Source organism: Burkholderia sp. NFPP32, assembly GCF_900119325.1.
In the GTDB taxonomy this organism is placed as follows: Bacteria; Pseudomonadota; Gammaproteobacteria; order Burkholderiales; family Burkholderiaceae; genus Burkholderia; species Burkholderia pyrrocinia_C.
Window position 1 is genome coordinate 21,075 of record NZ_FPJP01000001.1, and the last position, 22,901, is coordinate 43,975.

Annotated in this window: 23 protein-coding genes; 9 read left to right on the forward strand and 14 right to left on the reverse strand. The window is 68.3% G+C overall.

The window, feature by feature from the left end:
• Positions 1-312: 312 nt before the first annotated feature.
• Positions 313-1,335, forward strand: coding sequence for a sensor domain-containing diguanylate cyclase (locus BT264_RS00090; RefSeq protein WP_072435787.1), 1,023 nt, complete (start codon positions 313-315; stop codon positions 1,333-1,335).
• Positions 1,336-1,412: 77 nt separating this feature from the next.
• On the opposite strand, the gene BT264_RS00095 is transcribed toward BT264_RS00090, so the two are convergent.
• The 4 genes from BT264_RS00095 to BT264_RS00110 are packed head-to-tail and all read right to left on the reverse strand — an operon-like array spanning position 1,413 to position 5,696.
• Positions 1,413-1,865 carry a hypothetical protein gene (locus BT264_RS00095; RefSeq protein WP_072435789.1) on the reverse strand — a complete coding sequence of 151 codons (453 nt, stop codon included), beginning with the start codon at positions 1,863-1,865 and terminating at the stop codon, positions 1,413-1,415.
• A complete protein-coding gene (locus BT264_RS00100; protein WP_072435790.1) occupies positions 1,865-3,265 on the reverse strand; it encodes a phosphatase PAP2/dual specificity phosphatase family protein in 1,401 nt (466 codons plus the stop codon). Before BT264_RS00100 ends, BT264_RS00095 begins: the two co-directional genes overlap by 1 nt.
• Complete coding sequence (locus BT264_RS00105; protein WP_072435791.1) at positions 3,262-5,031, reverse strand: bifunctional alpha/beta hydrolase/class I SAM-dependent methyltransferase; 1,770 nt, start codon at positions 5,029-5,031, stop codon at positions 3,262-3,264. Before BT264_RS00105 ends, BT264_RS00100 begins: the two co-directional genes overlap by 4 nt.
• A gap of 59 nt (positions 5,032-5,090) precedes the next feature.
• A complete protein-coding gene (locus BT264_RS00110) occupies positions 5,091-5,696 on the reverse strand; it encodes a CDP-alcohol phosphatidyltransferase family protein (RefSeq protein ID WP_072436404.1) in 606 nt (201 codons plus the stop codon).
• 123 nt (positions 5,697-5,819) lie between these two features.
• Between BT264_RS00110 and BT264_RS39760 the strand changes: the two genes are divergently transcribed.
• The 3 genes from BT264_RS39760 to BT264_RS00125 all read left to right on the forward strand — a co-directional run bounded on the left by BT264_RS39760 (position 5,820) and on the right by BT264_RS00125 (position 7,761).
• On the forward strand, positions 5,820-6,062 hold the full coding sequence (locus tag BT264_RS39760) for a hypothetical protein (protein WP_256260546.1): 243 nt from the start codon (positions 5,820-5,822) through the stop codon (positions 6,060-6,062).
• 102 nt (positions 6,063-6,164) lie between these two features.
• On the forward strand, positions 6,165-6,794 hold the full coding sequence (locus BT264_RS00120) for a lysophospholipid acyltransferase family protein (RefSeq protein WP_034183469.1): 630 nt from the start codon (positions 6,165-6,167) through the stop codon (positions 6,792-6,794).
• Positions 6,795-6,831: 37 nt separating this feature from the next.
• A complete protein-coding gene (locus tag BT264_RS00125; protein WP_034183328.1) occupies positions 6,832-7,761 on the forward strand; it encodes a phosphatidate cytidylyltransferase in 930 nt (309 codons plus the stop codon).
• 44 nt (positions 7,762-7,805) lie between these two features.
• Here the strand turns inward: BT264_RS00125 and BT264_RS00130 are convergent, their stop codons facing one another.
• The 3 genes from BT264_RS00130 to BT264_RS00140 all read right to left on the reverse strand — a co-directional run bounded on the left by BT264_RS00130 (position 7,806) and on the right by BT264_RS00140 (position 11,413).
• Positions 7,806-8,630 carry a topoisomerase IV gene (locus BT264_RS00130; RefSeq protein ID WP_072435793.1) on the reverse strand — a complete coding sequence of 275 codons (825 nt, stop codon included), beginning with the start codon at positions 8,628-8,630 and terminating at the stop codon, positions 7,806-7,808.
• Between the two features lie 198 nt (positions 8,631-8,828).
• On the reverse strand, positions 8,829-9,443 hold the full coding sequence (locus BT264_RS00135) for a hypothetical protein (protein ID WP_256260547.1): 615 nt from the start codon (positions 9,441-9,443) through the stop codon (positions 8,829-8,831).
• Between the two features lie 140 nt (positions 9,444-9,583).
• Positions 9,584-11,413 (reverse strand): methyl-accepting chemotaxis protein, encoded by a 1,830-nt coding sequence (locus BT264_RS00140; protein ID WP_072435794.1) that lies wholly within the window; start codon positions 11,411-11,413, stop codon positions 9,584-9,586.
• A gap of 152 nt (positions 11,414-11,565) precedes the next feature.
• Between BT264_RS00140 and BT264_RS39515 the strand changes: the two genes are divergently transcribed.
• Positions 11,566-11,730: a hypothetical protein gene (locus BT264_RS39515; protein WP_256260548.1), complete on the forward strand. Its 165-nt coding sequence runs from the start codon at positions 11,566-11,568 to the stop codon at positions 11,728-11,730.
• 80 nt (positions 11,731-11,810) lie between these two features.
• Here the strand turns inward: BT264_RS39515 and BT264_RS00150 are convergent, their stop codons facing one another.
• From BT264_RS00150 to BT264_RS00160, 3 genes are read right to left on the reverse strand one after another with little or no spacing between them, the layout of a single operon-like run.
• Positions 11,811-12,122 carry an AtuA-related protein gene (locus BT264_RS00150; protein WP_034183467.1) on the reverse strand — a complete coding sequence of 104 codons (312 nt, stop codon included), beginning with the start codon at positions 12,120-12,122 and terminating at the stop codon, positions 11,811-11,813.
• Positions 12,122-13,480 (reverse strand): acyclic terpene utilization AtuA family protein, encoded by a 1,359-nt coding sequence (locus BT264_RS00155; protein WP_072435795.1) that lies wholly within the window; start codon positions 13,478-13,480, stop codon positions 12,122-12,124. Before BT264_RS00155 ends, BT264_RS00150 begins: the two co-directional genes overlap by 1 nt.
• Positions 13,481-13,519: 39 nt before the next feature.
• Positions 13,520-14,818, reverse strand: coding sequence for a CitMHS family transporter (locus tag BT264_RS00160; RefSeq protein ID WP_072435797.1), 1,299 nt, complete (start codon positions 14,816-14,818; stop codon positions 13,520-13,522).
• Positions 14,819-14,915: 97 nt separating this feature from the next.
• Between BT264_RS00160 and BT264_RS00165 the strand changes: the two genes are divergently transcribed.
• Positions 14,916-15,812 (forward strand): LysR family transcriptional regulator, encoded by an 897-nt coding sequence (locus tag BT264_RS00165; protein ID WP_072435798.1) that lies wholly within the window; start codon positions 14,916-14,918, stop codon positions 15,810-15,812.
• Between the two features lie 39 nt (positions 15,813-15,851).
• Here BT264_RS00165 and BT264_RS00170 read toward each other — a convergent pair whose 3' ends face one another.
• Both BT264_RS00170 and BT264_RS00175 read right to left on the reverse strand, forming a co-directional pair.
• Positions 15,852-16,436, reverse strand: a complete 585-nt coding sequence (locus BT264_RS00170) for a flavin reductase family protein (RefSeq protein ID WP_072435799.1) — start codon at positions 16,434-16,436, stop codon at positions 15,852-15,854.
• A 133-nt stretch (positions 16,437-16,569) separates the two neighbouring features.
• Positions 16,570-16,995: a VOC family protein gene (locus BT264_RS00175; RefSeq protein WP_034183320.1), complete on the reverse strand. Its 426-nt coding sequence runs from the start codon at positions 16,993-16,995 to the stop codon at positions 16,570-16,572.
• 112 nt (positions 16,996-17,107) lie between these two features.
• Here BT264_RS00175 and BT264_RS00180 point away from each other — a divergent pair, with 112 nt between their 5' ends.
• The 3 genes from BT264_RS00180 to BT264_RS00190 all read left to right on the forward strand — a co-directional run bounded on the left by BT264_RS00180 (position 17,108) and on the right by BT264_RS00190 (position 21,198).
• Positions 17,108-17,998, forward strand: a complete 891-nt coding sequence (locus tag BT264_RS00180) for a LysR family transcriptional regulator (RefSeq protein WP_072435800.1) — start codon at positions 17,108-17,110, stop codon at positions 17,996-17,998.
• A 413-nt stretch (positions 17,999-18,411) separates the two neighbouring features.
• Complete coding sequence (locus BT264_RS00185; RefSeq protein WP_072435801.1) at positions 18,412-19,572, forward strand: porin; 1,161 nt, start codon at positions 18,412-18,414, stop codon at positions 19,570-19,572.
• A 411-nt stretch (positions 19,573-19,983) separates the two neighbouring features.
• The gene (locus BT264_RS00190; protein ID WP_072435803.1) at positions 19,984-21,198 is read left to right on the forward strand and encodes a lytic transglycosylase domain-containing protein; all 1,215 of its coding nucleotides are present in this window, start codon (positions 19,984-19,986) and stop codon (positions 21,196-21,198) included.
• A 180-nt stretch (positions 21,199-21,378) separates the two neighbouring features.
• Here BT264_RS00190 and BT264_RS00195 read toward each other — a convergent pair whose 3' ends face one another.
• Positions 21,379-21,708, reverse strand: coding sequence for a hypothetical protein (locus tag BT264_RS00195; protein WP_072435805.1), 330 nt, complete (start codon positions 21,706-21,708; stop codon positions 21,379-21,381).
• Positions 21,709-21,948: 240 nt separating this feature from the next.
• Positions 21,949-22,695, reverse strand: coding sequence for a MipA/OmpV family protein (locus BT264_RS00200; protein ID WP_072435806.1), 747 nt, complete (start codon positions 22,693-22,695; stop codon positions 21,949-21,951).
• Positions 22,696-22,901 lie beyond the last annotated feature (206 nt).

Genomic DNA, 22,901 nt, shown 5'->3' on the forward strand with positions numbered 1-22,901 from the left:
CGCGCACGCCTGGCACCGGCACGCGCTCATTCGTCACACCATCTCAAAAATAGGACAAAACTTACCCCGATTCGCGACAGTGAAGCGAAAAAAACCTCAATCCGGTCGGAAATGCTGCGCAAAAGGAGTGAATGGCAAAATTTTCGCCATTGCTGCCGGCAGGACCGAACGGCATACTGCCGACGCGGCCGGCCGGACCGGCATGCCGGCGGCGGTCCGTTGCAGACCGCCCGCAAGACACTGCCGCGGGGGCGGCGCGTATGCTACCGCACTCCCGCACCGCCTGATGATCTTTCTTCGCGGAAAACCGACTTGGATCAAATCGTCGACACTGCCACCCCATCCCCCGACACGCTGCTGCGCATCATCGCCGTGCAAACCGAAATCGCGAAACTCGGTCTCGACCTCGGCAGCGTGATGGCCCATGTGGCCGAGCAGGTGCCGCTGCTCACCGGCGCGAGCGCCGCGGCGGTCGAATTCGCCGAAGGCGACGACATGGTGTACCGCGCCGCGTCGGGCACGGCCGCCGGGATGCTCGGCCTGCGGCTGCGGCGCTCGGGCAGCCTGTCGGGCCTGTGCGTGCAGCGCGGCGAGTTGCTGCACTGCGTCGATTCGGAAACCGATCCGCGCGTCGATCGCGACGCGTGCCGCCGGGTCGGCCTGCGCTCGATGCTCGTGATGCCGCTCACGCATGCCGACACGACGGTCGGCGTGCTGAAGGTGATGTCGCCGGACGTCGACGGCTTCTCGCAGGCCGACGCCGGCACGCTGCGGCTGACGGCCGGGCTGATCGCCGCCGCGATGTTCCATGCAGCGCGCAACGAGGCGAACGAGCTGTACCTGCGCGCGACGCACGACGCGCTCACGGGCCTGCCGAACCGCGCGCTGTTCTACGACCGCCTGCGGCAGTCGATGCATACGGCGCTGCGCGCGAACGGCCGGCTCGGCATCCTCAACATCGACATGGACGGGCTGAAGCCGATCAACGACGGTTTCGGCCATCGCGCGGGCGATGCCGCGCTGCGCGAGATCGCCACGCGGATGATCGGTGCGGTGCGGCGTTCGGATACGGTCGCGCGCGTCGGCGGCGACGAATTCGCGGTGATCCTGCCGAACGTCGGCAACCGCGACGATGCGCACACGCAAAGCACGCGGCTCGCGCGGCAGGTCGGCGAACCGTTCGAATTCGAGGGACACGCGCTGCGGCTAGGCGTCAGCGTCGGGATCGCGATGCTGCCCGACGACGGCACCGACATGAACGCGCTGATCGAGCATGCGGATCAGGCGATGTACGAAGCCAAGCGGGCGCGATCGCAGCGTGCGGCGCGCGTATAACGCCGGCCCGAAGGAAATCCCCTCGAGGGGCGCGCGGAAAGCCTCGATCGCCAGCCCGGTGCGAGCGTGAGCAGGCGCTACCCCACCTGCGGCATCGCGATCGCGAGCCCGACCACGAGCCACTGCACAACCGCGACGAGCACGCCGGCCCGGCACAGCCCGACCGCGCCGCGCACGCGCGCGTCGAGCGCGCGCCCGGCCTTCGCTGCGTCGATCCAGCCGAGATCGGCGAGCGCGCGGTCGAGCGCCGCAAGCCCGTCGTCGACCGACGCATCGCCCGCCGCCGCGCGCGCCAACGCGGCGAACAGCCGGCGGTCGATCTCGATGCGCACCGCGTACCACAGCGCCGCGATCCCCGACCCCGTGCTGACGACGGCCAGCAGCACGCGCGCGATCGTCGCCGGCGCCCAGCCCGATGCAATCCACCAGCCCGCACCGGCCGCGGCCAGCGCAGCCGCGATCGCCCACACGCCCGCATCGAGCGCGCCGCGCGCGGCGGCAATCCGGAACGGTGCGGACGGATCGCGCATCACACGCCTCCCGCACTGCGACGGCGATCGATCCAGTGCTGCAGCACGGCCACGCCGTCGTCCGACCACACCGCGTGCGGCCGCACCGCGCGCACCGCGGCAAGCGCGTCGCGCGCATCGCCGAGCCCGCGCCGCGCGGCGAGCCACGCGGCCGCGCACAGCACGCTGCGCCCGTAACCGAGCGCGCAGCAGACCAGCACGTCGCGCCCTTCGCCGTGCAGGCGCTCGAGCGAAGCGACTGCCTCCGCGAGTTGCGCTGCGGTCGGTGCGACGAGGTCGAGCTGCGGCACGGCCGCATACGCGAGCGACGCATCGGCCGCCGCCCAGCGCGGCATCTCGGCGGTCAGGTCGACCAGCGCCGTGAAGCCATGGCGCCGCACGTCGCGCGTCGTCGGCGTGCGGCCGATCGACACGCGCTCGTCGATCCGCACCGGCGCCGGCTGCCGAAACGTCCACAGCCGCGAATTGACGAACGCGCCGGCGATCGTCGGCGCGAGCAGCCAGTGGATGAAGACCGGCAAACGCCCGTGCGCATCCTTCTGAAAGGCGCCGGGTGCACCGCGCCGGTAGAGCCACGCGACGCACGCGAGCGCCAGCGCGATCCACCCCGCCGCCAGCGCCCAGCCCGGCGCGCGCGGCACGCACCACAGCGCCACGAGCGCGACCAGCACCGCACCGAGCGCATAACGACGCGCGAGCGCGCGGCCGGCCGCGCCCGGCGACGCATCGGCGCCCGGCAGCCGGCCCGCGGCATCGCGCAGCGGAAACAGGAACAGCGCGAGACAGCCGACGGCCGCGCCGGTCGGCACGTCGATCGCGTGATGCTGGTAGGTCGTCAGCACCGACACGCCGATCGCCGCGAACCACAGATGCAGCACCACGCGCGCGACCGTACCGCGCAGATGCTTCGCATAGACGGCCCACAGCACGACGAGCAACCCGATGTGCAGCGACGGCGCCTGGTTGAACGGCTTGTCGAAGCCCATCAGCAGCGTGAACAGCGCGCCGGCCGCGCCGCCCGGGTCGGGTCGCTCGAAACCGAAGCGCAGCGGCCACGCGATGAAGCACGCGACCGACACTAGTTGCACGGTCAGCAACCGCTTCACGTGATCGAGCAGATCGTCGCGGCGCGTCCAGAAGAAGAACGACAGCGCATACAGAAGATCGATCGACCAGTACGGCACGATCGTCCACGGCACGAACGGGACCGCGTGCTCCCAGCCGAACGCGAACGTCGGCACTGCCGCGCGGCGCGCGGCGAGCCAGTTCGCGAAGCCGTACGTCGAAAAGAACACGGCGCCCATCGCCGCGAGCCAGCCGAAGCGCAGCGCGAACGACGCGTCGCGCGCGCCGGCCGCCGGCTCGGCGAGGCCGCTCGCGCCGCCGCCGAGCGCGCTCATGACGCGTCGAGCCGCTGCGCGAGGCTGACCGTGAAGATGCCCATCTCGTCGATCCGCTGGTCGAGCTTGCGGAAGCCCGCGCGCGCGACGAGTTCGTCCATCTCGGCCTGCGAGCGGCGGCGCATCACCCAGGTCGCCTCGCCGCGGTGATTGTTCAGCGCGCGCGCGATGAATTCGAGCTGCGGATGCCACGGCTGCCCCGTATAGACGAGATAACCGCCCGGCGGCACGGCCTGCGCGAGCCCGCGCAGCGAACGTTCGATCAGCGCGTTCTCGCCGAACAGTTCGTAGAGACCCGACACGATCGCGAGCGTCGGACGCGGCTCGAGCGTCGCGAGCGACGCCTCGTCGAACGCGTCGCCGCGCTCGAAGCGCGCGATCGGCTCTAGCCCGCGCTGGGCGATCAGCACGCGCCCGGCCTCGACGTTCGGCGGGCTGTAGTCGCGCAGCGTGATGTCGTCGGGGGCCGCACCGTCGCGCTCGGCGGCCGTCGCGATCGCGTCGAGCACGTAGCGCCCGTGCCCGGCCGCGATGTCGACGATCCGCACCGGCGTGCCGTGGCTGCGCAGGCGGCCGATCGCCGCGCCGATCAGTTCCTGCAGATGCACCTTGCGCTGGCGGATGCCGACCCAGCCCGGCGAATCGAGGTACGTGCGGTCGATCAGCGAGCCGACGCCGAGCCGCCCCTGCGCGCGGTTGCGGTACACGTAATCGAGCGTCGAGCCCGAATCGAAACCGAGCCGCAGCCCGAGCGCGATGCCGTCCGACAGCGCGCCACCTGCTTTCAGGCCGGCGCGCGTGAGCGCCCAGTACGCCCGCGCGAACACGTTCGCGGGCGGGCGGCCGAGCGCCGCGTATTCGTCGTGGAACGCGCCGCGCCGGTCGGCGTCGGCGAGCGACACGCGCGGGCTCGGCGTATCGAACTCGCGCAGCACGAACGCGCGCAGCGGCGCGAGCGCCTGTGCGCGGTCGCGCTCGCCGAGCGTGTCGTGATAAAAGCCCGGCAGCACGATGCGCTCCTTGCGCGCCGAGCCGAGCCGTTCGAAGAAGCGGTCCTGCGGGCCGCGATGCACGACCCAGTCGGCGCCCGAGATCAATAGTTGCGTCGGCACGGTGATCGCGGCCGCGTCGGCGACGATCCGCTGCGCGGTGTCGTGCAGGTCGAGCAGCATGTTGACCGCGATCGGCCGCGTGATCAGCGGATCGGACGCGTAGCTCGCGATCCGCTCGGGATCGTGCGTGAGGAATTTCGGCTTCACGTAGCTGTTCACGTAGAACAGCCCGCGCAGCTTGTGCATCAGCCGCAGCCCCGGCCGCGCGAACGGCACGTAGAGCTTGATGTGGAATGCCGGCGACGCGACGACGAGGCAGCGGATCGGCGGCGCGTAGTCGTGCGCCCAGGTCGCGGCGAGCACGGCGCCGACGCTCTGGCCGACCACGGCCATGTCCTCGATCGCGATGCCGTGCGTGTCGCGGATATGCTCGACAAAGGTCTGCAGGTCGCGCACCGATGCGGCCGCGCTCGGGCTATAGCCGCGCGCGCCGGGCGAGCGGCCGTGGCCGCGCGCGTCCCATGCGAAAAACGCGAAATCCGGCAGGTCGAGCTCGTCGACGAGGTGCGCGACGCGCGCCGAATGCTCGTGGCCGCGATGCAGCAGCACGATTGCGCCGCGGCAGTGCGGGCCCGTCGCGGGCCAGTGACGATAGAACAGCGTTTCGCCGTCGTGCGTGATGAAGCCGGCCTCGCGGGCCGTGCGTGCGCTCATGTGATCTCTCTCGTTTCGTTATTCGAATCATGTGGCGCCGCCCTCCGGCGCCTCGTCGGTCAACCGCCCTTTTCGGCGATGCCGGCCTGCACGCGCCGCACCACCGTCACGATCGACAGCACGATCAGCAGCCGCCACAGCCACGCGGCGATGCTGCCGACCGGCAGGCCGAAGCCGATCCACAGCGCGAACGCGCCGAGGGCCAGCGCGCGGTCGCTCTTGCCGAACGGGCCGTCGTAGCGGCGCGTTGCGCCGACGAGCGGCCCGATCAGCCCTGCGCATTCGACGATCACCGCCGTCAGCGCGAACAGCCAGACGTCCGCCGGAGCGAACGCGGAAATGGCGAGAAACGGCAGCACGAGCGCGACATCGGACACGATGTCGCCCAGCTCGTTCAGGTATGCGCCGAGCGTGCTCTTCTGCCCGTGTTCTCGCGCGAGCATGCCGTCGATCGCGTTGAGCGCCATCCGCGCGAACAGCCACAACGGAATCAGCAGAAACAGCACGCGGGCGAATACGCCGAGCCCGGCGAGCGCGCCGACGACGATCGAGCCGCCGGCCGCGAACAGCGTGACCTGGTTGGCGGTGACGCCGCGTTCGGCGAGCGAATTCGCGAACGGGCGCAGACGGTCCTGGAATTTGGGTTTGAGTGCGTAGAGGCTCATCGTTTCGTATTCGTATTTTTCGCGCGGCACAGTCGGACACGTTTCCCGCCGCCATGCCCCGGGCGGCGAAACGGCCTTCGTCGGCCTTCAATGGACGGCCCTCATCGTCGCCGAGCCGCTCCGATGCGTCAAGCACGCCACGGGGCCGCCCGCGCGGCGCCAATCTGGCGTTTTTGGCGGAAACTCGCGATAATCCGCTGGCCCGATCGCAGCGAGAATCCATTCGAACTGCAAACGGGCGCTCGTGCAATGGCCGATCATCACGCCGCCGACCGGCACATTCGCCGCTACGCAGCGTGGCGTGACGGCGAACCGTCCGATTATCGCGGACCTGCGACAGGCAGCCACGAACTTGAAAAAATTTAAACAAAGGCCGTCCGGCGCGCATCCTGCCGCGCCGGCACTCCGGGATCCCGCCCGCCGCGCATGCGCGGCAGGCCGGGCATGCAGGCAGGAGGCACCGCGCCGATGAACATCGTCAACGTCTGGCAGCGCGACTTCCTGCTGTCCATCGTGCGGCTCGTCGCCGGCGCGTATCCGGTCTGGCATCAGGCGCCGCCGTCCCCGACGCAGAAAATCTATTTCTCGAACCACACGAGCCACATCGACACGCTCGCGATCCTCGCCGCGCTGCCGCGCGACGTGCGCGCGGTCGTGCGGCCGGTCGCCGCGCGCGACTACTGGGACAGCAGCGACATGAAGCGCCATATCGCGCAGAAGCTGCTGAACGTGGTGCTGATCGACCGTCACCGCGAATCCGGCGGCGACCCGCTCGAACCGGTGCGCGACGCGCTGCGGCAAGGCCACTCGATCATCATCTTCCCGGAAGGCACGCGCGGCGCCGACGTGCTGCCGCAGCCGTTCAAGAGCGGGCTGTTCCATCTCGCGACCGAGTTCCCGAACGTCGCGCTCGCGCCGGTCTACCTCGAGAACCTGCAGCGCATCATGCCGAAGGGCGCGATCTGGCCCGTGCCGCTGATCTGCAAGGTGCACTTCGGCGCGAACGATGCGCTCGGCGACCAGGAAGACAAGCCGACGTTCCTCGCCCGCATGCGCGACGCGATCGTCGCGCTCGCGCCGCAGCGGCCCGCGGGCTGAACGCGGCGCCCTCCTCTCCCTTTTTCCGGATATCCCCATGCGAACTCTCTTCTGGGAACTGGTCGCGGGCGTCACGGGCGTGCTCGTCGTCGCCACCGTGATCGGTGCGATCCTCGGCGCGCGCAGCGGCGGCACGAGCTCGACCATCGTCAACCTGAACCAGCGCATCCGCGCGTGGTGGGCGATGATCGCGATCATGGCCATCGCGATCGGCCTCGGCAACAACGTCACGTATCTCGTATTCGCGCTGCTGTCGTACCTGACGCTGCGCGAATTCATCACGCTCACGCCGACCACCGCGAGCGACCACACGACGCTCTTCATCGCGTTCTTCGTCGCGATCCCCGTGCAGTACCTGCTGCTCGGGATCAACTGGTACGGGATGTATTCGATCTTCGTGCCCGTGCACCTGTTCTTCGCGATGTCGCTCGTGTCGGCGCTCACGCAGGACACGCGCGAATTCCTGAGCCGCAACGCGAAGATCAACTGGGCGCTGATGGTATGCGTGTACGGGCTGAGCCACGCGCCGGCCGTGCTGATCCTCGACATTCCGCGCTACGCGGGGCAGAACGCGCTGCTGCTGTTCTTCTTCCTGGTCGTCGTGCAGATCAGCGACGTGCTGCAGTACGTCGTCGGCAAGCTGTTCGGGCGCCGCAAGATCGCGCCGCAGCTGTCGCCGTCGAAGACGGTCGAAGGCTTCGTCGGCGGCGGCCTGCTCGCGACGCTGTGCGGCGCGTCGCTGTATCGCGTGACGCCGTTCAGCTTCGGCGCGGCGTTCGGGATCTCGCTCGCGATCGTGATCGCGGGCTTCGTCGGCGGGCTCGTGCTGTCGGCCGTCAAGCGCTCGCTCGGCACGAAGGACTGGGGCTCGATGATCGCGGGCCACGGCGGGATGCTCGATCGCGTCGACTCGATCTGCTTCGCCGCGCCGGTGTTCTTCCACCTGGTGCGTTACCTGTACGTGTGATGCGCGGAGGGTGTGACGCGGCCTTCGCGTCGCGCCGCAACCACTCAATACCCTTCCCGCACCGCCTTCGGCACGACGTAGCGGCCACGCGCCGCGTCGAATTTCACCACGTAGCGCGCCCGGACCGCGCGATCGCCGCGCGTGCCGGTTTCGGTCACGATCAACGGATAGACGGCGCCGGTGCCGGTCAGGTCCGGCGTGATCTCGAAGCGCAGCGCCTCGCAGCGCACCGGGGCGTTCGCGCATTCGTTCGACTCTGCATTGTCGAGCGCCTCGTTGATGCGCGCCGCCGCAAGCACCAGCGCATCGCCGTACGGCAGCCAGATCGAGCGGATACGTTGCGTATAGCCTTGTCGCGAATCGCCGTCGCCGATGACGAAACCGAACAGGTGCGGCCCGAGCCGCTCGATGCGCGGCGTGCCCGGCTCGCCGCGCGTGCCGGACGCGATGTCCGTCTTCTTCGACACCGCTTCGAGCCCCTTGCCGTCCGGCGAAGGCCGCAGCACGTACAGATCGACCGTGCCCGGCGTGGCATCGCTGTCCATGCCCGGCATTCCGTTCTGCACGGCCGCTTCGGTCTCGCCGCACATCGCGAGCAGATACCGCGGGCCGTCGGCAGTCGCAACGCGCAGCGAGCCGCACGGCGAATATATCGAATCCCCCGCGTCCGACTGCCAGCCCTTGCGGTCCGCGCGCCACGTGCCGTAGCTGTCGCTAATGAACTTCTGCAACTGACGGTCCGGATGAACCGGATCGGCCGCGGAGACAGGCGACGACGCGGAGAGCGCGGCGAGCACCGTGAGTGCGGCAAATGCGGCTGGCGAAGCCGCGAACGGCTTGCCGCGTTTTTTTCGGTGCTGGACAGTCATGACGAGGTCCGGTCGGATTGGAAAAGCGTGTAACGGATGGTTGCGGGCGCACACGATCAGGGTCGCCGCGGCACGCTGCCGTTGCCGTCCGGCTTCAGCCGCGCGGTTTGCACCCACCCTTCGGCAATGCCGTTCGTGCGCGGATTCAAATAGACGACCGACGTGAAACGGCCGTAGTCGGTTCGCGCATCGACGTGGTCATGCTCTACGGATGAACAATCCGTCGATCCGGCATGCGTCATCAGGCGCGGAAAAGAACGGCAGGCGCCCCTTGCCCGTCACGACGCGGCCCGCATCGCTGCCCGTCACGTAATCGCCCTGCGCTTGCGCACGGCGATTCAATGCGTCGCAATCGACGGCGCCGTGCAGGGGTGCGGCCGGTGCAGCACACGCGGACACGAAGCGCGCCAACGCGCGCCGGTCGATCACGAGCACGTCCGGCCGGTCGGGGTCGCGCGTAACGTCGAGCGCACGCATCGCTTGCGTATCGAGCGTCACCCAGCCGATCGTCGCATCGCGGTTCGGCGTGCCTGGGTGGTCGGGCGTGACGAACAAGCGAATGCGCAAGATGTTGCCGTCGCGCTCATCCACATTGGCGTGGATCGCGCGCCGGTCCATCGCGGTCTGCCGCAGCGCCGGCACGATCAGTTGCGTCAACTGCTCGTCGCACGATGCCGGCTGCGCGGCAGCAACAGCCTGTGCGACCGTCACGCCCATGCACGCCAGCGCGGCGAGCACAGCGACGGCCGCGAACCGGCGACGACGCCCGGCCTCGCCATTCGCGCCGGCCGGCGTTACGATTTCGTTCTTCATTGCAGGACCCGGTCGATGCGCGCGGCCCGCGCCGCGCGCGCGGGCATGCACCCGCGAGCCCGTAGCGTACACGCACGGCGCCCGTTCCGCCGCTCCCCCTTCGTGCATCCCTCTCGCAGCCTTCGGCGACCGCGGCCGGATCACGCCGATACCGTTTCGGCCCGGTGCGAACCCGCGAGCTTGAATTCGCCGACCGTCTGCGCGAGCTGCGCCGCCTGCTCGCGCAACAGCGCCGCGGCGGCGGCCGATTCCTCGACGAGCGCCGCATTCTGCTGCGTCGAGTGATCGAGCTGCGACACGGCCTGGTTCACCTGCGCGAGCCCGGTGCTCTGCTCGTTCGCCGCGACCGTCATTTCCGCGATCACGCTCGTGATGCCGCGCACGCCCTCGACGATCTCGTCCATCGTCGCACCGGCCGTCTGCACGAGCCCCGAACCGCCCTCGATCTTCTCGACGGACGACTGGATCAACTGCTTGATTTCCCTGGCCGCCACCGCGCTGCGTTGCGCGAGCGTGCGCACCTCGCCCGCGACCACCGCGAAGCCCCGCCCGTGCTCGTGCGCGCGCGCCGCCTCGACGGCCGCATTCAGCGCGAGGATGTTGGTCTGGAACGCGATGCCGTCGATCACGCCGATGATGTTCGAGATCTCGGCCGACGCCTTCGTGATCTCGTCCATCGTCGCGACCACCTCGCTCACCACCTCGCCGCCGCGCACGGCGACACCCGACGCCGATTCCGCCAGCCGGCTCACCTGCGTGGCCGCATCGGCCGAGTTGCGCGCCGTGCCGGCGATCTCCTCGAGCGCGGCCGCCGTCTCCTGCAGGCTCGATGCCGCAAGTTCGGTGCGGCTCGACAGATCCTGGTTGCCCTGCGCGATCTCCGCGCTCGCCACGTTCACGGATTCGCTGAAGCCGCGAATCTGCAGCAGGATCGCACTGATCTTTTCGGCGAACATATTGAAAGCGTGCGCGATCTGCGCGGCCTCGTCGCGGCCGTCGGCCGGCAGCCGCTTCGTCAGGTCGCCGCTCCCGCTCGCGACGTCGGTCAGCGCGTCGCGCACGAGCAGCACGCGCTTGAACGCCGCGTTCGTCAGCGCGCCGACGAGCGCTGCCGCGACGCAGGCGACGACGAGGATCGCAACGAGCGTCGTCGTCGCGACGGCCCGCATGCCGGCCGTCACGTCCGACCGGTCGAGCGCCATCACGAGCGACCAGTCCGTCCCGGCGATCGGGCGCGCGCGGAGCAGCTTGGTCACGCCGTCCACGTCGATCGCCACCGGTTCGGTCGCCGCCTGCAGGCCGGCGAGGCGCTCCGGCGTCAGTTCGGGCGACAGTTCGACGGCCGGCTTCATGATCAGATCGGTCTTCGCGCCCGCGATCAGGCGCCCGCTCTTGTCGACCAGGAACGCGAAGCTCGACGGCGTCGGGTGCATCGATGCCACGATCGCGCTCGCGCGCTCCATATAGAGGCTCGCCGCGAGCACGCCCTTCAGCGTGCCGCCGCGCACGATCGGTGCGGCGAACGCGAAGGCGGGCTTGCCGGTCGACGCGTCGCGGTACAACGCCGTGACGACGAGCCGGCCGGCCTCGACCGCCTGCTTGAACCACGGGCGCGCGGTCGGATCGTAGCCGGCCGCGAGCGGGACGTTCGAGAACGCCGTGCGGTCCGGCAGGCCGAGCGTGAGCACCTGGAAGCCGCCCGATTTGCCGAGCAGCGTCAGCGCCGGCAGCGGATCGCCTTCGCCCGGCGCCAGCGTGTCCGCGAGCGCCTGGGTCTGCTGAGCGCGGCTCGCGACCCATTCGTCGAGCGCGAGCGCGTGGCCGGTCAGGACGGACTGCAGGTTCTGGTCGATGGTTGCGTCGTTGTGCTGCTTGACGACGTAGTAAACAAGGCCGCCTGTCACGGCCAGGGCCGTGACCACGATGGCGACGCAGGTCGCCAGAATTCGGGCGCGAATCGATGACAGCATGATGACGGTGATCTCCGGTTGCCGCGTTGTTTTCGATTGGTCAAATGGGCACTCAATCGTCCTTAACGACCGCGCGAGACGCAACTTGAGGTCGGACTGGTCGGACCGGAGAAAAAAAGCGAAACCGGGCAGGCAAAAGCACGCACGACGTCGTGTTCGCGGGCGGCAGCCTCGCGGTCGATCCGTTCGGCAACGTGATTTTCGAAGCCGGCAACACCGAATCGCGTCACGCGGTCGAACTCGATTTCGACCAGCTCGCCGCGTCGCGCGCAATCTACGATTATCGAAAGGATCAGCGCCTGCACATCGCCGGCTAGCGCATCGAACACGCGGACGGGCGCCGCGAGCTGCTGATTCCGTGACCTTGTGCCCGCCCCCCCGGCGCCGACGCCGTCCGTCACGCCGGGTCGGGCACCTCGATCGCCAGCAACGCCGAACTGACCGACTTGCCGTGCGCATCGAGCGCGAGCGAGCGCGTCACGCCGCCGCCGAGCGCATCGCGCAGCACGAAGTTGAACGCACCCAGCGCCGGCAATTCGTAGCGCACGACGTCGCCGTGCACGATGCCCGCGAGCCACGCCTTCACCTTGCCGGCATCCAGATGCGTGCGCAGATGGTCGTAATGACGCGGATCGCGGCAGATGACCGACACGTTCAGCGTATTGCCCTTGTCGCCGGTGCGCGCGTGCGCGAGTTCACGCAGTTGCATCATGCCTCCACGAATGAAAACGACGGCGTCACCGCCGCGCGCGGCAGCAGCACCGACTGCACCGCGATCACCTCGCGCGTCGACTTGAACGCGCCGCCGCCGCCGGCCGGCCCGTTCGTATAGAGCGTCTCGACTTCGTTGCCGATCCGCACCGCTTCGTCGGCACTCGCCGCACGGCCGGCCACCCGCACGCGCACCTCGGCCGGCTCGCCGCGCACGGCCGGCGTCGCGTCGCCATACAGCGAATCGACGCCGATCAGGTCGAAGCGCAACTCGGTCGCGGCGACGCCGGTCAGCGCCAGCCGCTCGCGGACGATGTCGAGCGCGAGACGCGCGCGTTCGAGCGCGCCGGGGCCGCCGTACGAGATCTGCCCTTCGCCGATGTAGCCGTCGACGTACGCCACCGACACCTTCAGCGTATCGGGCCGCGCGGTGCCGCGCCCGCCCGTCACGCGCACACGGTCCGTTGCTTCCTCCGCGACCGCGACCCGCGTGAAATCCGCGACGACGTCGGGCTGCAGATACCGCGCCGGGTCGTGAATCTCGTAGAGCAGTTGTTCCTTGCAGGTCGCCGCGCTCACGCGGCCGCCCGCGTGCGCCACCTTCGTGATCACGACCGAGCCGTCGGCCGCGACTTCGCCGATCGGGAACCCGAGGCGAGCGAGATCCGGCACGTCCTTGTAGCCGGGATCGGCGAAATAGCCGCCCGTCACCTGCCCCGCGCATTCGAGCAGATGGCCGACGACCGTCGCCTGCCCGAGCGTGTCCCAGTCGTCCATCCGCCAGCCGAACGCGTGGATCAGCGGTGCGGCGAACAGCGACGCATCGGCGACGCGCCCGGTCAGCACGACGTCCGCGCCGGCCGCGAGCGCGTCGACGATCGGCGCGGCGCCGAGGTACGCGTTCGCGGACACGATACGGTCGCGATACGCGGCGACTTCGTCGCCCGATTCCTCGAAACGGAATGCACCGCGCAGCACGACGTCGAGCACGTCGTCGCCTTCGACAGCCGCGACTTTCAATTGAGCAATACCGAGCGATTGCGCGATCTGCGCGGTACGTCTTGCCGCTGCGCGCGGGTTCGCCGCGCCCATGTTCGATACGATGCGCACGCCCTTCGGCACGGCGACCGGCAGCACCGCACGCATGCGCGCGTCGAGCAGCGGGTCGTAGCCGAGCGCCGGATCCTTGCGGCGCGCCTGCTGCGCGATCGCGATCGTGCGCTCGGCCAGGCATTCGAAGACGAGATAGTCGAGCTGCCCGTGTTCGGCCAGCTCGACCGCGGGCTCGATCCGGTCGCCCGAGTAGCCGGCGCCCGCGCCGATGCGCACGCGCCGTTCAGGTTGCTTTGCTGTCATGTCCGTACCGTCGTCCGGCGGGCGCGCCGCCGGGAAAAATCAAAAGATGCCCAGCACGACGCACGCGATCGTCATCACGATCGAGGCGCCGAACAGCAGCGGGAACGTGAATTTCTGATGCTCGGCCAGCTCGATGCCGCACAGGCCGACGACCAGGAACGTCGCGGGCGTCAGCGGGCTGACCGGGAACCCGGTCGTCATCTGGCCGAGCAACGCGGCCTGCCCGACCTGCACGGCCGGCACGCCGAGCTGGCCGGCCACCTCCGCGATCACCGGCAGCACGCCGAAGTAGAACGAATCGGGATCGAACAGCATGCTGAGCGGCATCGACGCAAGGCCGAGCACCACCGGAATATGGCCGGCCATCGACGGCGGCACGAAGCCGACCGCCGCCTGCGCCATCGCCTTCAGCATCCCGCTGCCCTGCATGATCCCCGTGAACACGCCGGCCGCGAGCAGGATGCCGGCCATCATCAGCGCCGCGCGCGCATGCGCGTCGACCCGCTTCCTCTGCATGTCGACGTCCGGGTAATTCACCATCAGCGCGATGCACAGCCCGACCATGAACATGATCGCCGGCGGGATCTTCTCGCCCATCACGACCATCGTGCCCAGCACGACGAGCGTCAGCACGAGGTTGAACCAGAACAGGTGCGGCCGGCGCAGCGCCTGCTCGTCGGGCGTCAGTTCGCGCTTCGGCAGCGGGATCGATGCATCGTCGCGCGTGAGGCCGAGCCGCTTCTCCTCGCGCCGCCCGAGCCAGCACGCGACGCCGAACACGAACACGAGCCCGATCGCCTGAACCGGGATCAGCGGGTTGAACAGCGCCGACACCGGCAGGTGCAGCGACGCCGACGCGCGGATCATCGGCCCCGTCCACGGCAGGAAGTTGATGCCCGCGGCCATCGACACGGCCGCGGCCAGCACGCGCCTATCCATCTTCAGCCGGTCGTACAGCGGCAGCACGGCCGGTATCGTCACGAGAAAGCAGACAGCGCCCGAGCCGTCGAGATGGATCAGCAGCGCGAGCAGCGTCGTGCCCATCACGATGCGCGTGGGCCGCGTGCCGACCGCACGCAGGATGCGGTCGATGATCGGGTCGAGCGTGCCGGCGTCGGTGATCGTCCCGAAATACAGGATCGCGAACACGAACATCCCGACCACGGGCGCGAGGCCCTTCAGCCCGTCGATCACGAACTTGCTGGTGTGCAGCCCGAAACCGCCGATCAGCGACGCCGCGATCGGCACGACGATCAGCGCGACGAGCGGCGACATCCGCTTCGACAGAATCGCGGCCAGCAGCACGACGATCGTGCCAAGCCCGAGTAACGGCAGCATCCGTGTCTCCTACCTTGTCTTTTGTTGGAGACGAGCGTAAGGTCGGCGCAGCGATAGCACAATTGAAATGATTTGATCGCAGCAATCACGAATCGTTATGGATCTGAATCTTCGCGACATCCGCGCCTTCGTCACCGTCGCGCACGCCGGCAACTTCACGCGCGCGGCCGCGCGGCTGCACCTGTCGCAGCCGGCGCTGACCGTGCAGATCCGCCGGCTCGAGGAAATCGTCGGCGCGCGGCTGTTCGACCGCAACAGCCGCAGCGTCGCGCTCACGCAGACCGGGCGCGAGCTGCTGCCGCTGCTGCAGCGCTCGCTCGACGACATGGAGCGCGTGCTGCGCGATGCGCGCGCGCTCGGCGAAGGCACGAGCGGCACGGTGCGGCTCGCGTGCCTGCCGACCTTCGCGTCCAGCGTGCTGCCTGAGTTGATCCAGTCATTCCGGCGCGACGTGCCGCGCGCGGGCTTCGAGATTCGCGACGGCGTCGCGAGCCTCGTCACCGCGCTCGTACGCAACGAGGAAGCCGATCTTGGATTGACGGGCGGCGATGCGTTCGATGCATCGCTGGAAGTGCTGTACACGGGCGCCGACCGGCTCGTCGTCGTGTGCCCGAAAGATCATCCGCTCGCGCGCAAGCGCCGCGTAAGCACCGCCGACGTCGCGGGCGTGCCGCTCGTGCTGACCGCGCAGGGCACGAGCGTGCGCAGCGTCGTCGACGCCGCGCTGGAAGCGGCCGGCTGCACGCCCGACATCGCGTGCGAGCCGACCTACATGATGACGGCCGTCGCGATGGTGCGCGGCGGCCTCGGCGTGACGATCCTGCCCGCGACCGCGCGCGAGGTGCGCGCCGAACCGGAGCTGGTCGCGAAGCCGATCGACGATCCCGCGTTCGTGCGGCCGATCGCGCTCGTCACGAAACGCGGGCGCACGCTGCCGCGCGTCGCGCAGGCGTTCGCCGAAGCGATGCTGGCGGAATTGAAAAAGCGCGAGTGAACCGCGCGCCCGGACCGGGAAAGAAAGCCTGCGTAACGCTTATTGCACGTCCGGATCGACGTGCAGCGACTCGCCGATCGCATAGAAATTGCCGCCCGCGATGTAGTGCAGGCTGCGCAGCGCCGGGTCGGCCGATTCGAAATACCAGTGGCCGTCGCGGAACACGCGCGTGTCGGACCACGCACCAATCACCTCGCCGATGAACAGGTCGTAGGTCTGCTGGTTGTGCGGCTCGGGAATCAGCCTGCACGCGAGCCAGCCCGAGCAGCCGGCGACGAACGGCAGGTCATGGCCGTCGACGTCGAACAGCGTAACGCCCGCTTCGCGCAGCTTGTCCGGCCGCTCGGCAAGACTGTGGCTGCCGACCGCGTGCGTGAGCTGCAATTGCGCGGCCGTCGGCACCTGGATCACGAACGTGCCGCTGCGCTCGACGAGCTCGCGCGTCTTCGCGGACTTGTCGAGCACGACCGTCAGCTTCGGCGGCAGGAAGTCCAGCGCGCACGCCCACGCGGCGGCCATCACGTTGTCGACGCCGTCGTGGCGGGCCGACACGAGCACGGTCGGGCCGTGGTTGAGGAGACGGTAGGCTTTCTTCAGCTCCACCGGAGCGATGTGACTGTCCATACGGGTTCCTTGGAGAACGGCTCGCACGGACGGATGCCGTGCGGCGCGGCGCAGGCCGGCGCGCCTGCACGCGGCCCGGCATGAGGCCGCATTCTCGCACCCATTTTCAATCGGCGCAGACTCGCCCGATCCGTCACTTCGCGAACAGTTGCCCAATGTCGCGGAACGCCTTGAACTCGAGCGCATTGCCGCACGGATCGAACAGGAACATCGTCGCCTGTTCGCCGACCTGCCCCTTGAACCGCACGTACGGTTCGATCGCGAAGGTCACGCCGAACGATTTCAACCGCTCGGCCAGCGCTTCCCAGCTCGCCCAGTCGAGCACGATCCCGAAATGCGGCACCGGCACGTCGTGACCGTCGACGGCATTCGTATGCGCGCCTTCTTGCGACGCCGTCTTCGGATGCTCGTGAATCACGAGCTGGTGCCCGTAGAAGTCGAAGTCGACCCACTGCGTGCTCGAACGCCCCTCTTCCAGCCCGAACACGCGGCCGTAGAAATCGCGCGCGGCCGGCAGGTCGTAGACCGGAATCGCCAGGTGAAACGGGGAAAGACTCATGGTTGCCTCGTGAAGGTACGCTCGCATGGCGCGAGGATCGCACCATGGTAGACAACGCCAGGCAAAAATTAAATCAATATATAGTTTTGCGATTCACAAACGGAATTGATCAATGATCCGCGAGCTGAAAACCCTTGTCGCCGTCGCCCGTGAAGGCACGTTTGCGGCTGCGGGCAACCGTATCGGGCTGACGCAGGCGGCCGTCAGCGCGCAGATGCAGCGTCTCGAAGCCGAGCTCGGCTTTGCGCTGTTCGACCGGCAAGGCCGCTCGGCCCGTCTCAACGAGATGGGCCATCACGTGCTCGACCAGGCGCAGGCGCTGATCGGCCTGTACGAGAACCTGAGCTCGACCGCGCCCGGCTCGCCGGCCGCCGTGCGCGTGACGATCGGCGCGATCGCGTCGGTGCAGAGCGCGCTGCTGCCGGCCGCGCTGGCCGATTTCCATCGCCGGCATCCCGCGTGCCGCACACGCGTGATACCGGGGCTGTCGATCGAGCTGGTCAACCGCGTCGACGCGGGCGAGATCGACATGGCCGCGATCATCCGGCCGCCGTTTTCGCTGCAGAGCGACCTGCACTGGACGACGCTCGCGCAGGAGCCGTTCCGGCTGATCGTGCCGCGCGGCGTGAAGGGCAAGGACTGGGCCGCGCTGCTCGCGAACGAGCCGTTCGTGCGCTACGACCGCGCGTCGTTCGGCGGCCGCCAGGTCGATCGTTTTTTGCGGAAGATGCACATCGCGGTGCGCGACACCTGCGAACTCGACGAGCTCGACGCGATCGTCAAGCTGGTCGAGAACGGCGTCGGCATCGCGATCGTGCCGCAGACCGCCGTGTATCGCCGCTGGCCGGCCGGCGTGCGCGCGATCGACCTCGGACACCACACGTTCCACCGCGACATCGGGCTCGTGCATCGCGCACGGCGGACGATGTCGGAGCCGGCGCAGATGCTGGCCCGGTTGATTGAAGAGGCGTCGCGGCGGCGCCCGCCGTCGCAGGCGGCCTGAGTCGCACGCCCGGCGACGGCGTAGCCGTTGCGGATCAGCGCCGCCCGGCCGCCCAGTCGACGGCCGCGTCGAACCACGAACGGCGCTGCGTTAACACATTCGTTACAGCCCAACCAATTCAATTCATTAAATAATTAATTGACGGATCAATAACAATGTCCCGATCGCCGCAATCTCCCTGAGAATCGCCGCAAATTATTAACGAAATCCGCACAACGAAGTAACGAAATTTCGAAATTGCAACCAATTGATACGTGATTCCGAATAATTCAGATCCCTCAATAATGAATTCCGCAGTACGTATCTGTCTGCCTCAGGCCACAAAAGAGAATTTCATTTTTACCGTTTTATTCCGGATCTGTAGTCTCCTGCCATTCGGATCACGAACACAAGCCAATGCGCAAGGAGATGAAATGAAACGCACGACCCTCTCGCTGATTTCCGTCGCGTCGTTCGCGGCAATGCCCGTCGCGCATGCGCAGTCGAGCGTCACGCTGTATGGCGTGATCGACACGTCGATCACCTACGTGAACCATGCGCAGGGCAAGGACAACGCGTGGATGCTCGGCAACAGCAGCGCGGGCAACCTGGCCGGCAGCCGCTGGGGCGTGAAAGGCACCGAGGATCTCGGCGGCGGGCTGAAGGCGCTGTTCCAGCTCGAGAACGGCTTCGACCCGAGCAACGGCCGGCAGGGCCAGGGCAGCCGCCTGTTCGGCCGCCAGGCGTTCGTCGGCCTGACGAGCGACCGCTACGGCACGCTCACGTTCGGCCGCCAGTACGATCCGCTCGTCGACCTCGTGCAGGGCATCACCGCCGACAATTATCTCGGCAGCGTATTCGCGACGCCGGGCGACGTCGACAACTACGACAACAGCTTCCGCGTCGACAACGCGGTGAAGTACACGTCGGCCGTCTATTCGGGCCTGCAGTTCGCGGCGATGTACTCGTTCGGCGGCATTGCCGGCAGCACGGGCTCCGCGCAGTCGTATTCGGCCGCCGTGTCGTACAACAACGGCCCGTTCAGCGTCGCGGGCGGCTACTTCCACGCGACCAACAGCCCCGCGTCGAACGGCCTGCGCAGCGGCTGGACCAGCTCGTCGGACGGCACGTTCGACGGCCCGATCAACAACGGTTATGCAAGCGCGCACTCGATCGGCATCGCGCGCATCGCCGGCCAGTACGTCGCCGGCCCGTTCACGTTCGGCCTCGGCTACAGCAACGCGCAGTACCGCCGCGACGCGAGCTCGGTGTTCGGCTCGAACGAGCACTACAACACAGGGCAAGGCTTCGTGAACTACCAGGCGACGAACGCGCTGCTCGTCGGCGTCGGCTACAGCTACACGCGCTCGGGCGGCGACACGTCGGCCACCTATCACCAGGTGTCGGCCGGCGCGGACTACAACCTGTCGAAGCGCACCGACGTCTACCTGACCGCCGCCTACCAGCACGCGAGCGGCCAGACCGGCGACGGCAACGGGGGCTCGATGGCCGCACAGGCATCGATCGGTTCGTACGGCTATGCGGGCACGAGCTCCCAGACGATGGTCAACCTCGGCCTGCGTCACCGCTTCTGATGCGAAGCGGCCGGTTGCGCGCCGCGCGGCCGGCCGGAACCGCATGCACCCGCACGGCGGCTTCGGCCGCCGTCGTCTTTCGGTCGTCTTTTCATCGCCCTTTCCGGCCCGGACACCGATTGCCGGGCGATTTCCATTCCGCTTGATTCAGCGCGGTTCTCCCGGCATGACTGACGCGATACGTCAGTATTCAGCGCATCACCATTGCACCGGCATTCGCAGAAATGGCGGCCATTTTTACCGATCCACCGTCATCGCGACCGATGATCCGACGCGATAAAAATGCGGGGCGAGCGCCTGGGCAATTGCAAAGGAAAGTTTGACGCGAGCCATTTGTCTGCTCGCTATGGCACACTTCGCGTCTCTCGTCATTTCCTTGCACCGGGCGGCCGGATTCCGCCCCATCCTGCCATGCCGCGTCAGACAACCCGTTCGATCAGCCGCGAAACGCTGAAGGTCGCCTCGACGATCGCGATGTCGTGCGTACTGCACGGCGTCGCGCGCGCCGATTGCCTCGACGACGCTGCCGCGTTCCAGCACGTGAGCGTCGCCCTGATGCGCGGCATCGCGCAGGTCGAATCGGGGATGAATCCGAACGCCGTCAATACGAATACGAACGGCACGGTCGACATCGGCCTGATGCAGATCAACAGCACGTGGCTGCCGACGCTCGCGCGCGAAGGCATCACGCGGGAGAGCCTGTTCGATGCATGCACGAACGCGTATGTCGGCGCGTGGATCCTGTCGCAGAACATCCGCCAGCTCGGCCCCAACTGGAACGCGATCGGCGCGTACAACTCCGCGTCGCCCGACAAGCGCCTCGCGTATGCGCGCAAAGTCTATGATGCAATCCGGACCATGCCGGATTCGCCGGATACTCCCATGCCCATCCTTCCGCCTTCCTTTACGCCGCCGCAACAGCAACAGGCGTACAACCCGTTCGCGAGCCTGAGCGTCGCGGCGCCGCAGGTCACGCGAGCGCGCACGGTATCGCCGGCCCCGCCTCCTCCTCCGCCGCAAGGCGGGCCTGCCGGTCCGGCCGGTACGTACAACTTCGGATGGACGGTCACGGGCGCGGACCAGGCGAAGCCGACCCAGGTGTTCGACGACGGTGCACGGATCTACGTGCAGTTCAGCGACATGAAGCACGTGCCGGCGATCTTCACCGAAACGTCGTCGGGCCGCGTGCTGATGTCGTGGGAGCTGCAGTTTCCGTATGCCGTCTTGACGCGCCCCGCGCAAACGTTGATCTTCCAGCTCGGACCGTTCGAGGCGCGCGCGCAGCGTGGCGCGGCCGGGATGACGGCACAGGCGGCCGGGACGCAGCGGCCCGGGGCTGCGGCTTCGACTTCGGCGCAGTCCGCATCGAAAACGGCTGCGAATAAGCCGGCGCCGCGTACGGCGTCGGCCGATGCGCTGTGGTATCTGAACACGTCGTCGACGTCGGGCGCGACGGCGACGGCGTCGAATACACCGAGTACGGCCAATATGCCGAATACGGCCGCTACGTGGCCGACTGCGGTGACGTCGAATACGCCGCCGCCGACCCCAACGACCAAGGCGCCGGCTGCGGCCGCTCAGCCGGCGCGCGTCAGCACGGATGCGCTGTGGTACATCTCGAAATAGCGCACCCGCGCTGCCGGCTGCACACTGGTCGCGGCGATCGCCGCTTGATGGCCGGCCGCCATTCGATGGCGCTCATGCGGTCCGCCGGTTGCCGTTCCGCCGTGCCGTGGTTCATCCGGATCACACGCGGATAGTGTGAGCGATGCCGGCAGCGAACGCGCCTCCCGCCGACCGCGTCGATCACCCGCGCCGCACCCACACCACCTTTCCGTCGCGAATGCCGAGATCGCGACGCTCTTCCCGATAATCCATCGTGCCCGGCAACGACTTGCCGTCACGCTCGAGCACGCGCCACAGGCAGCCGTCGAGCAATGCGGCCGCTTCGGCCTCGCTCTTGCCGATCAGCGCGTCGTCCGGCCCCGCGTCTGCCTTGCATGCGCGCGACACGCCCGGCTGCCCGGCGTTCGCCGAAGCGCCGCCGCCATTCGCGTTCTTCGTGTTCATGTCCGCACATCCCGCAAACGTTGCGCCCGCAACGAGCGCAACCATCATCGTGATCGCTTTCTTCATCGATTTCTCCGTTATGCCCGGCCGGCGAACGCGCGACGTTCCGGCCAACCGGGCCTGTTCCATCCGTGACCGGTTGCGCGCGCAACCTGCATTGCCGAAGCGGCACCGTCACGGGTCCGGCGCGATGCCGAAGCCTCGAGCATGTTACCGCACGCGATTGACCATGACGACGCGACGCCGAATCCCGCTTCGCCCGCGCGTGCGCGATCGAACCGCGCAGCGCATCGGCGTCGGCCGCGCTCAGAACTTGTACGTCACGCCGGTCATTCCGGAATAGTTGCTGCGCGTCTGCACGATCGGGCTGTCGCCGTAGCGCCCCAGCAGCCGCGTGAAGCTGCCGGTCGCGTGCACCGACCAGTGCCGCGACACGTCCCAGTTCCAAGCGACCGACATCGTCGCGCTGTCGACGCCGCCGCTCGTCGAGTAGGGGCGGAATCCGCTCGTCATCGACTGCGCATCGGTCACGCCGTAGAACGTCTGCATATACCGTCCCGTGCCGGCGTGCACGCTGCCCGTCACGACGATCTCGTGCCGCCCGGCCTTGAACACGGGCACCGCGAGATCGAGGTGCCCGGACAGGCCGCGCGACGTATGCGTGACAGGCGCGTCGACCGTGACGCTCAGTTCGCCGCCGTCCAGCAACTTCACGCCCGCACGCATGCCGACCAGCACCGAGCCCGGAACGCGGCCCATTCCCTTCAGGTGGTCCGAGCCCGGCAGATCGAAGCGGTTTTCGTCCGCACGGCCCGGGTCGTAGCCCACCGCCGCCGACACGAACGCGCCGTTCGGCAGGTTCAGCCGGTAGCCGGCCCCCCCACTGGTGCCGATGAAAAAGCCGTTGCCGAACATCGCCGAAAACGACGGCGCAACGACGCCGCGATACTGGTTGCTCCCCTGGTAGCGCGGCGCGACGCCGCCGCCGAGCGATATCGCGTACTGGTTTTCGGCGTGGGCGACGGCGGCCAGGGTCAGGCCGGCAAGCGGCATGCAATAGCGGGAGAAGTGGAGGAATGGACGCACAATATCGAGATAAGAATGACGAAGCCCGAAGTCTAGGTGCGGCCGCGCGGCGGAACTGTCCGGAATCTGCGGTGAATCTGTGCCCAATTGTGTTCGAGTGTTCCCGATTGTCTAGCGGTGGCTCAGGCCGCGGCAACGCGGATAGAATTCGAGTGCCGCGTCGCGCGCCCGCC

Bases quoted from the DNA above. Each gene is read 5' to 3' on its own strand.
- BT264_RS39760 (WP_256260546.1), top strand. From the start codon at position 5,820: ATGCGTCAAGCACGCCACGGGGCCGCCCGCGCGGCGCCAATCTGGCGT.
- BT264_RS00170 (WP_072435799.1), bottom strand. From the start codon at position 16,436: ATGGACAGTCACATCGCTCCGGTGGAGCTGAAGAAAGCCTACCGTCTC.
- BT264_RS00125 (WP_034183328.1), top strand. From the start codon at position 6,832: ATGCGAACTCTCTTCTGGGAACTGGTCGCGGGCGTCACGGGCGTGCTC.
- BT264_RS00095 (WP_072435789.1), bottom strand. From the start codon at position 1,865: ATGCGCGATCCGTCCGCACCGTTCCGGATTGCCGCCGCGCGCGGCGCG.
- BT264_RS00195 (WP_072435805.1), bottom strand. From the start codon at position 21,708: ATGAAGAAAGCGATCACGATGATGGTTGCGCTCGTTGCGGGCGCAACG.
- BT264_RS00175 (WP_034183320.1), bottom strand. From the start codon at position 16,995: ATGAGTCTTTCCCCGTTTCACCTGGCGATTCCGGTCTACGACCTGCCG.
- BT264_RS00110 (WP_072436404.1), bottom strand. From the start codon at position 5,696: ATGAGCCTCTACGCACTCAAACCCAAATTCCAGGACCGTCTGCGCCCG.
- BT264_RS00160 (WP_072435797.1), bottom strand. From the start codon at position 14,818: ATGCTGCCGTTACTCGGGCTTGGCACGATCGTCGTGCTGCTGGCCGCG.
- BT264_RS00150 (WP_034183467.1), bottom strand. From the start codon at position 12,122: ATGCAACTGCGTGAACTCGCGCACGCGCGCACCGGCGACAAGGGCAAT.
- BT264_RS00190 (WP_072435803.1), top strand. From the start codon at position 19,984: ATGCCGCGTCAGACAACCCGTTCGATCAGCCGCGAAACGCTGAAGGTC.
- BT264_RS00100 (WP_072435790.1), bottom strand. From the start codon at position 3,265: ATGAGCGCGCTCGGCGGCGGCGCGAGCGGCCTCGCCGAGCCGGCGGCC.
- BT264_RS00200 (WP_072435806.1), bottom strand. From the start codon at position 22,695: ATGCCGCTTGCCGGCCTGACCCTGGCCGCCGTCGCCCACGCCGAAAAC.
- BT264_RS00105 (WP_072435791.1), bottom strand. From the start codon at position 5,031: ATGAGCGCACGCACGGCCCGCGAGGCCGGCTTCATCACGCACGACGGC.
- BT264_RS00165 (WP_072435798.1), top strand. From the start codon at position 14,916: ATGGATCTGAATCTTCGCGACATCCGCGCCTTCGTCACCGTCGCGCAC.
- BT264_RS00135 (WP_256260547.1), bottom strand. From the start codon at position 9,443: ATGAAGAACGAAATCGTAACGCCGGCCGGCGCGAATGGCGAGGCCGGG.
- BT264_RS00120 (WP_034183469.1), top strand. From the start codon at position 6,165: ATGAACATCGTCAACGTCTGGCAGCGCGACTTCCTGCTGTCCATCGTG.
- BT264_RS00140 (WP_072435794.1), bottom strand. From the start codon at position 11,413: ATGCTGTCATCGATTCGCGCCCGAATTCTGGCGACCTGCGTCGCCATC.
- BT264_RS00130 (WP_072435793.1), bottom strand. From the start codon at position 8,630: ATGACTGTCCAGCACCGAAAAAAACGCGGCAAGCCGTTCGCGGCTTCG.
- BT264_RS00180 (WP_072435800.1), top strand. From the start codon at position 17,108: ATGATCCGCGAGCTGAAAACCCTTGTCGCCGTCGCCCGTGAAGGCACG.
- BT264_RS00185 (WP_072435801.1), top strand. From the start codon at position 18,412: ATGAAACGCACGACCCTCTCGCTGATTTCCGTCGCGTCGTTCGCGGCA.
- BT264_RS00155 (WP_072435795.1), bottom strand. From the start codon at position 13,480: ATGACAGCAAAGCAACCTGAACGGCGCGTGCGCATCGGCGCGGGCGCC.